Raw genomic sequence first — 6,379 nt, 5'->3', positions numbered from 1 at the left:
AGTACGCGTTGCCCGACTTTACGTACATCAACCGCCCCGATGCGCGCGTCGCCATGGAACGCGAGGGCCTCATTACGCTGGGAGACGTCGGGTACATCGACGAAGACGGTTTTCTCCACATCTGCGACCGCAAGGCGGACATGGTTATTTCGGGCGGCGTCAACATCTACCCGGCCGAAATCGAATCGGTACTTCTGACGATGCCGGGTATCGAGGACTGCGCCGTATTCGGCATTCCCGACATGGAATTTGGGGAAAGTCTGGCCGCAGCCGTCCAGCGCGCGGGCGGGCCATGCGATCGAAGCAGCGGCGGTTCAGGCATTCCTGCGCGAGCGCATTGCCAACTACAAGGTACCAAGCCTCATCGAAATCCACGCATCCCTGCCGCGAGAGGACAGCGGCAAGATATTCAAACGGCGGCTGCGTGAGCCGCACTGGCAAGGCCAGAGCCGCGCTATCTGAGACCATCGGACTAGTGTCCGTCCGCCGCCCCCTGCAAAGCAGCAAGACAAAACCGGACGACGAAATCGGCAAGTTTCTGCGCCGTAGCATGCCAGGTGGCCGAAATCCTTATCCGCCGTCCGTCCAGCGTCAACACCGCGAGTCCGTGCGTGGCCGACCAGACTGCAAACGCTAGCTCCTCTTCGCGCAGCGCCACCGCATTGGTACCGGTCAGATAAGGCGCAATGGCACTGCGCAGCATCTGGAATGAAGCCAGGCCCGCTTCCACGAGTTCGGGATACTGCTCCCGGTTCTGGATTTCCGGACCGAACATGAGATGAAAACGCGCGGGATGGGCCTGGGCAAACTCGACATAGGCCAGCATGACGGCACGCAGCCGCGCGGATGCATCGTCGGCCCCGATCTTCTCGAGGTGCCCGCGACGGAAAGCCACAAGATCACGAAACGCTTGCGCGGCGATGGCCGCCAGCAACCCGTTACGGTCCTTGAAATGATGGGTGGGTGCGCCCGGCGACACACCCGCGAGTTTCGCGGCCGCCCGCATGCTCATGCCCGCGATGCCTTCATTATCGAGCAGCCAGCTTCCCCACGAGATCAGCGAAGCGCGCAGATCGCCGTGATGCCACTGCCCCTCAGGTTTGATTGCGCCACCCAGAGTCCCCTTGTGCGTCCGCTCGTTCGGTGCGGCTGGTTTGTTTTTCGTTGCCGGCTTGCTCATGGAGATGCAGTGTAGCAGGCACCGCCCGGTCGGGCAAAGCATCAACGGTCAGGTCGATCCGTAACGACTTGCCAACATGTCGACCGTTCGCGTGAACTGCGCGATAGTCTCGTCGATGATCCGGCGAACGGGAAGCACGGAGTCGATTCGCCCGCAGACTTGGCCCGTCAGCGGCACGGCCGCCTCCATGTCGCCACCAAAATAAAGCATTTCGATGCCCGCGAACTCCGCCATGATGTTGTCCGGTAATGTCTGCTCGATACGCGCGGTCCGCGTTGTCCTCAGCGCTCGCAACGCCGGCCCCTTCCCCCCACGGTTCAGCATGACCGTGTCCGTTTCCTGAGCCGCCACGATCGCGCGTTTCCAGTTGTCGTGAACCGGTGATTCAGACACAGAGAGCATGCGTGTGCCCATCTGGATGCCCTCCGCGCCAAGCGCGAATGCTGCTGCCATACTAGCGCCGTCGCAGAAGCCACCTGCGGCGATCACGGGAACGGATACCCGCGAGCACACCAGCGGCAACAGCACCATCGAAGCCACGTCACGCTGGCTTTTGAAGCCCCACCCTCGCCTCCCTCTACGATCAAGCCGTCCACTCCCGCCTCCACCGCCTTCAACGCACCGGCGAGGGTCGGCACAACATGAAAAACCGTTAGCCCCGCCGCCCTGAACTCCGAGCAATATCGGGCGGGATCGCCGGCCGAGGTCGTCACGAACCGCACGCCCTCATCAACAACGAAGCGCACGATCCCGGGGTCGCGGACATAGGACAACGCGATATTGACGCCAAAAGGCTTGTCTGTCACTTGGCGCATCCTGCGGATTTCGCCGCGGATAACATCGAGCTCACCAGAAGACGTCTCGATGATACCCATCGCTCCGGCATTGGACACGGCCGCGGCAAGCGGCGCTCTGGCAATCCATCCCATGGGAGCCTGGATGATGGGATGGGTCACACCCAGCATCCTAGTCACACGATTGCTTGCAGTCATAGCTTCCCCTTTCTTCGATGGTCAACGCGCAAATCCTCCGGAACCTTTCTCGTCGCCAGCGTTGCGTCATCACATAAAAGCTACGATCAATCGTCGTTAAGGCCAACGTTCGGCCTGAAAAAGGTTGCTTCGAACCAGCGCATGTCGCTCTGGACTACGTCTCATTCTCGCCAGTCGTTGCGCCAAATTGATCAGTGTTCAGTTTAACGCAAACCGGGACTGTTCTTGCGCTGGAGCGATGCGCGCTAGCCGTGAAGCCGCCGACGTACCTACGGCCGGACGTACTCGCACCTTCCGTGCTTTCAACCGCAGCCGTTTGCAAAGACGATCGATGTCCGTCGCACTCGTTCCGATCCTGCCCATCAATTCGACTTCACCCGAGTCGATCGCATACGTTACCGTGATCGACTCCTTGTGGACATCCAACCCAACATACATACAGCCTGCTATCGTTGCTCATGCTGACCTCGGAGGGGAAGTTGCCGGCGTGCGGCTCACGCCCACCTATGCGGCTCTGGCAGCAATGCTAACCCGCGTTGAATGCTCCGCGTCAGCCCAGCCCCTGCCTCACCGAAAGTCACGCTGACTTACGGATACTCAACGCTGGAACGGGGTCAAACCTGTGCCAAGGGTTATGCCGTTCAGGCCTACCACATGCGCGGCTTGCACCTTGTTGGCAATGCTTTGAAGAACCAACAATCAAGGAGATTGAGATGATGCAAAAGACTGTGCTTTGCTACGGAGACTCAAATACCCACGGCACACGTCCGATGACGAATCCCGGCGCGTTGGAGCGCTTCGACCGCGAAGATCGCTGGACTGGTGTTCTCTCGAAAACGCTGGGCCCGGACTGGAGAATCGTGGAGGAAGGGCTTCCCGCTCGTACGACCGTGCATGACGATCCGATCGCAGGTCGGCACAAGAACGGGTTGACGTATCTACGGCCTTGCCTCAAAAGCCATTTGCCGATTGACGTAGTGGTACTGATGCTCGGCACGAACGACCTGAAAACGCGCTTTTCAGTCACGCCGGCCGACATCGCCATCTCAATCGGTGTATTGCTCGCCGAACTGGACGCGTGTCGTGCAGGCCCGGCAGGAACGTCCCCACAGGTCGTTCTCATGGCCCCAGCCCCGATTGTCGAGATCGGTTTCCTCGGCGAGATTTTCCAAGGGGGCGCGCTGAAGTCCTGCAAGCTTGCGGCATTGTACGAGCAAGTCGCGCTCGATGCCGGCTTGCACTTTCTCGACGTCGGCAAGATCATCGAAGTCAGCCCTGTGGACGGCGTCCATTTTTCGGCCGATGAGCATCACGTATTGGGCAAGAAGCTCGCAGAGGTCTTACGGAGACTCGATCCGCCCGTTGGTATCTCGTCGTCCCGATAATCGCGGTACGGGGGGCCAGCCAAGCGGCGTATTAGTGACCGCCGATTGAATTCGACGCCGGCCCGCATTCGCAGTACGAATACCGATGCCGTCGCGACTCATGCGACTGTATGGAGGCCCGCGTTTGTCCGGCCGAACAACGGCGCAGCATCTAGCGCAGCAACATCGTGCCATGGTTGCTCGATACTGCCGCCGGTTCGGCGTCCATCGCTCCAAGCAGCACTTGACGAACGGCTTATCGAGAACAACAAGGGCAGCTGTACCTCAAACGGTCCCGATTTGCGCCAGAGCCAAGATGTTCAATGAGCGGTGGCGACACGGCTATAACGGACACACATCCGATTTCGACATCTTCGGAGCATCCCCGCACTTTGCAGGCCCCGGCGAGTCGTTTGACTCGCGCGCCTGATATGCCTCACCCCATTCCCTCAGGCTGACAAGTATCGGGGCGAGCGTTTGACCGAACGGCGTCAGTTCATATTCGACCTTCGGAGGAACCTGTGGGTAAACGTGACGCATGACGATGCCATCCGCTTCAAGCTCGCGCAATTGCAACGTGAGCAGCCGCTGGGTGGTGTTCGGCATGAGTCGCGTCAATTCCATGAGGCGCCGCTTCTCTTGCAGAAGGTGAAAGAGGATCACTGGTTTCCACAGACCGCCGATAACGGAGAGTGTCACTTCGACAGCGCACCCGCTCTTGCTGCCCAAACGTTTCGGTCGCATGACATTCCACCTACATCATTGATAGTACCGGCTTTAATTGTACGTTCTTGTCATGATCGACATGTCCCCCGATAGTCGGTTGCCGGTTTCGAACCGACGCGAATCGTGAAGTGTCATGCGGTCGACAGAGAGTGTGTGCCCATTTATTGATCCCGGCTCCGGATTCGGTTTTGCACGCGATTCACGCGTTCTCCATAGCACCAAGGAAGATAACGATGAAAGCAATCATACTGCGCAAGCCCGGTGGACTGAACCGCCTCGAACTCGTCGATCTTGCGGACCCAGGCGCCCCGGCCGCCGGAGAAATACGCGTGCAGATTCACGCGAGTTCACTTAACTTCCATGACCTTGGCGTCGTCACCGGCAGACTGCCCGCGGCGGATGGGCGGATTCCGATGTCAGACGGCGCAGGTGTCGTCGAAGCCGTAGGCGACGGCGTGACCGAATTCGCAGTGGGCGACGCGGTGGTATCCGGTTTCTTTCCGCAATGGATCAACGGCGGGCGGGCCATTGCCGATTTTTCGACAATACCCGGCGATGGCGTCGACGGCTACGCGTGCGAGTACGTCGTACGGCCCGCGCAGTGGTTCACGCACGCGCCGCGAGGCTACAGCCACGCGGAAGCGGCCACCCTAATCTTACTGTGTCAATAAATTCATGCCATTATAGGAACTTCTTTATCCATGGCGTGAGGAATGATGGACTGGGAGACGTCATTCGAGGCGTATCTGGAACATTTGTGTGAAGCGCTTGGGCATAACGACCGTGAATCAGGATTGAAGGGCTATTGCCAAGGGCTAATGCTGCCAATTCGGCGCAAGAGCGTCGAGCCGCTGGCCGCACATCTGGAGCCAGAGCATGTGAGCGCGCGGCACCAGTCGCTGCATCATTTCGTAGCGAAGTCGGAGTGGTCCGATACGGCGCTGCTCGAGCAGGTGCGGCGCTGGGTGCTGCCGCACATGGACCCGGCGGGCGGGTTGTACTGGATCATTGACGACACGGGTTTTCCCAAGAAGGGTAGACATTCGGTCGGCGTGGCGCGGCAATACTGCGGTCAACTGGGCAAGCAGGACAACTGCCAAGTGGCGGTGAGTTTGTCGGTCGCGACGGAAGACGCGAGCCTGCCGGTGTCGTATCGACTGTATCTGCCGCGTGAATGGAGCGACGATCCTGCGCGACGACAGAAAGCCGGCGTACCTGAGCAAATCGAGTTTGCAACCAAACCGGAGATTGCGGCCGGGCAATTGCGCGAAGCTCGGCAAAGCGGTGCGCCCGACGGTGTCGTTCTGGCCGATGCTGGCTATGGAGACGACACCTCGTTTCGCGAGGCCGTCAGTGAGCTCGGGCTGCAATATGCGGTGGGCATTCGCTCGAACACGCGCGTATGGGTGCCGGGCACGGCTCCTCTCCCTCCCAAGCCCTCCACGGGGAAGTCGGGCCGGCCGCGTAGCTTGTTACGGCGCGCGCCGGGACATGAACCGATCGGCGTCAAGGATCTGGCCTTGACGCTCGGTGCCTCGCACTATCGCAACGTGATATGGCGCGAAGGCACGTGCGCCGCGCTCAGTTCGCGCTTTGCCGCCGTGCGTGTGCGTGCTTCACACCGCGATTACTGGCGGTCCACACTGCGCGATGAGCAATGGCTGCTAATCGAATGGCCTGAAGGTGATGCGGAGCCACTCAAATATTGGCTTTCGACTATGCCCCCGGACACGACGCTCGAACGTATGGTTCATGTCGCCAAGATGCGCTGGCGTATCGAGCGGGACTATCAGGATCTCAAGCAGGAATTCGGCTTGGGGCACTTCGAAGGGCGCGGCTGGCGTGGATTCCATCACCATGCATCGTTGTGTATTGCTGCCTATGGGTCTCTTGTTGCTCAACGCCTTATACAAGGCGGCAGTAAAAAAAACTCCGCGAACCGCAATCCATTTGCCTTACCCTCGGATTACGTGCCACGCGGGTCCCCAGCGCGCGCAGCGCCACGTGGCTGATTCCATCACCACGCTGCGCTGGCGTATCGCTGCCTACATCGCGCGCCGGCTCCAGCGATGTCCGTTTTGTTCAGCGTCCAATGCTGACTTATTGACACAGTAAGA

At 59.8% G+C, this 6,379-nt stretch carries 7 protein-coding genes and 2 pseudogenes; 4 read left to right on the top strand and 5 right to left on the bottom strand.

Features of this window, described 5'->3' with window-relative positions; genetic code table 11:
• Positions 1-428: AMP-binding enzyme (locus BFF94_RS37320; protein WP_443627120.1), on the top strand; the 428-nt coding region annotated here is incomplete at its 5' end.
• Between the two features lie 44 nt (positions 429-472).
• On the opposite strand, the gene BFF94_RS37315 is transcribed toward BFF94_RS37320, so the two are convergent.
• The 4 genes and pseudogenes from BFF94_RS37315 to BFF94_RS37305 all read right to left on the bottom strand — a co-directional run.
• On the bottom strand, positions 473-1,180 hold the full coding sequence (locus BFF94_RS37315) for a TetR/AcrR family transcriptional regulator (RefSeq protein WP_128847075.1): 708 nt from the start codon (positions 1,178-1,180) through the stop codon (positions 473-475).
• A gap of 48 nt (positions 1,181-1,228) precedes the next feature.
• Complete coding sequence (locus BFF94_RS38130) at positions 1,229-1,711, bottom strand: NAD(P)H-dependent flavin oxidoreductase (protein WP_246637509.1); 483 nt, start codon at positions 1,709-1,711, stop codon at positions 1,229-1,231.
• Positions 1,666-2,136 (bottom strand): NAD(P)H-dependent flavin oxidoreductase, encoded by a 471-nt coding sequence (locus tag BFF94_RS38125; protein ID WP_246637508.1) that lies wholly within the window; start codon positions 2,134-2,136, stop codon positions 1,666-1,668. The genes BFF94_RS38130 and BFF94_RS38125 overlap by 46 nt, the downstream gene beginning before the upstream one ends.
• A gap of 318 nt (positions 2,137-2,454) precedes the next feature.
• A pseudogene (locus BFF94_RS37305) lies at positions 2,455-2,610 on the bottom strand (IS110 family transposase); the annotation flags it as partial.
• A 275-nt stretch (positions 2,611-2,885) separates the two neighbouring features.
• Here BFF94_RS37305 and BFF94_RS37300 point away from each other — a divergent pair.
• Entirely contained in the window at positions 2,886-3,557 is a 672-nt protein-coding gene (locus BFF94_RS37300) for an SGNH/GDSL hydrolase family protein (protein WP_128847077.1), read from the top strand.
• Positions 3,558-3,878: 321 nt separating this feature from the next.
• Here BFF94_RS37300 and BFF94_RS37295 read toward each other — a convergent pair whose 3' ends face one another.
• Complete coding sequence (locus tag BFF94_RS37295; RefSeq protein WP_246637507.1) at positions 3,879-4,280, bottom strand: winged helix-turn-helix transcriptional regulator; 402 nt, start codon at positions 4,278-4,280, stop codon at positions 3,879-3,881.
• Between the two features lie 215 nt (positions 4,281-4,495).
• Here BFF94_RS37295 and BFF94_RS37290 point away from each other — a divergent pair.
• Both BFF94_RS37290 and BFF94_RS37285 read left to right on the top strand, forming a co-directional pair.
• Positions 4,496-4,915 (top strand): annotated as a pseudogene (locus BFF94_RS37290) (alcohol dehydrogenase catalytic domain-containing protein); the annotation flags it as partial.
• 63 nt (positions 4,916-4,978) lie between these two features.
• Positions 4,979-6,274: an IS701 family transposase gene (locus BFF94_RS37285; protein WP_219140456.1), complete on the top strand. Its 1,296-nt coding sequence runs from the start codon at positions 4,979-4,981 to the stop codon at positions 6,272-6,274.
• Positions 6,275-6,379 lie beyond the last annotated feature (105 nt).

The sequence above is a fragment of the Burkholderia catarinensis genome (assembly GCF_001883705.2).
Classification (GTDB): Bacteria; Pseudomonadota; Gammaproteobacteria; order Burkholderiales; family Burkholderiaceae; genus Burkholderia; species Burkholderia catarinensis.
The sequence above is the reverse complement of the archived record's forward strand: the minus strand, read 5'-3'. Positions and strand labels throughout refer to the sequence as shown.